This window comes from Stenotrophomonas sp. STEN225 (assembly GCF_056756445.1).
In genome coordinates this window covers 1-1,432 of the sequence record NZ_JBRRBV010000040.1, presented here as the reverse complement: position 1 = coordinate 1,432, position 1,432 = coordinate 1, and the positions used below count along the sequence as shown (strand labels likewise).

At 65.0% G+C, this 1,432-nt stretch carries 1 protein-coding gene and 1 tRNA gene; both read left to right on the top strand.

Translation table 11 applies throughout. The annotated features are described in order from the left end of the window. Positions 1-228: 228 nt before the first annotated feature. Entirely contained in the window at positions 229-1,233 is a 1,005-nt protein-coding gene (locus ACVOJ1_RS18950; protein ID WP_346480778.1) for a 2-hydroxyacid dehydrogenase, read from the top strand. 51 nt (positions 1,234-1,284) lie between these two features. After that, positions 1,285-1,360, top strand: a tRNA-Thr gene (locus ACVOJ1_RS18945). Positions 1,361-1,432 lie beyond the last annotated feature (72 nt).

Below are 1,432 nucleotides of genomic sequence, written 5' to 3'. Positions count from 1 at the left end.
GCTGAGCTGGAACCTGGGTGTGACCAGCCGGGCCAGCGAGCGGCTGTCGGTGATGGTCGACTATGTGGGCGAGCGCCGCGACGGCCAGCTGCAGAATGGTGTGCAGCTGGGCCTGGGTTACCGGTTCTGAGTGGCCGGCGGCACCGGCGATGCCCGCATCGCCGGTGCCATCCCAGGACGCACGCTGCTGCGGTATGGTTCGGCATGGAATTCCACCCAGGCCCCTCCATGCAGATCGCAGTCTTCAGCGCCCGGCCCTATGATCGCCGCTTTCTTGACGAGGCCAATCAACGCGGCGCCGCAGAACAGGATTTCGCGTTCGTCTGCTTCGATGCCGCGCTCGACCTGCATACCGCCACGCTGGCACAGGGCTGCGACGCCGTCTGCGTGTTCGTCAATGATCGTCTTGATGCCCCTGTGCTGCAGGCCCTGCACGCTCAGGGCGTGCGCGCCGTGCTGCTGCGGTGCGCCGGCTTCAACAACGTCGATCTCGCCGCTGCGACGTCGCTGGGCCTGTTCGTCGCGCGCGTGCCGGCCTACTCACCTGAGGCCGTCGCCGAGCATGCACTGGCCCTGGTGATGACCCTCAACCGGCAGACACATCGCGCCTACAACCGCGTGCGCGAAGGCAACTTCATGCTCGATGGCCTGCTTGGGCACACCCTGCATGGCCGCACCGTCGGCATCGTCGGCACCGGCAAGATCGGTCTGGCGACGGCGCGCATCTTCAAGGGCCTGGGCTGCACGGTGCTGGGCCATGATCCCTGTCCATCGGCATCCTTCGTCGGGCTGGGAGAAAACGTGGCTCTGGCCGAGCTGTTGTCCCGCGCCGACATCGTGTCGCTGCACTGCCCATTGACGGCGGACACCCATCACCTGATCAACGATGCGTCGCTGGCGCAGATGAAAGCGGGTGCCATGCTGGTCAACACCTCGCGTGGCGGTCTGGTCGATACCCATGCGGTCATCCGCGCGCTGAAATCACGCCGGCTGGGCCACCTGGCAATTGATGTCTACGAGCAGGAAAGCGCCCTGTTCTTCCAGGATCTCTCCGGGGAAATCATCGACGATGAAGCATTCCAGCGCCTGATGACCTTCCCCAACGTACTGGTGACCGGCCATCAGGGCTTCTTCACCGTGGAGGCCCTGCAGGAGATCTCGGCGATCACGCTGGGCAACTTGGCGGATTTCGCAGCCGGGCGGGCATGCGCGAACCGGGTGGAGGCAGGCTGACCGAGGGTGGATTGACCACCGGGCAGGGGAGCCCGTAAAATCGCGTGCTCGGCCGGAATAGCTCAGTTGGTAGAGCGGCGCATTCGTAATGCGTAGGTCGCAGGTTCGACTCCTGTTTCCGGCACCATGTTTGATGAAAAGCCCCGGCCCTGGTCGGGGCTTTTTTGTGTCTGGTGGCGCCGGGCCATGCCCGGCGGAA

Excerpts from the sequence above, each read along its gene's own strand:
- ACVOJ1_RS18950 (WP_346480778.1), top strand. The coding sequence starts at position 229 with ATGCAGATCGCAGTCTTCAGCGCCCGGCCCTATGATCGCCGCTTTCTT.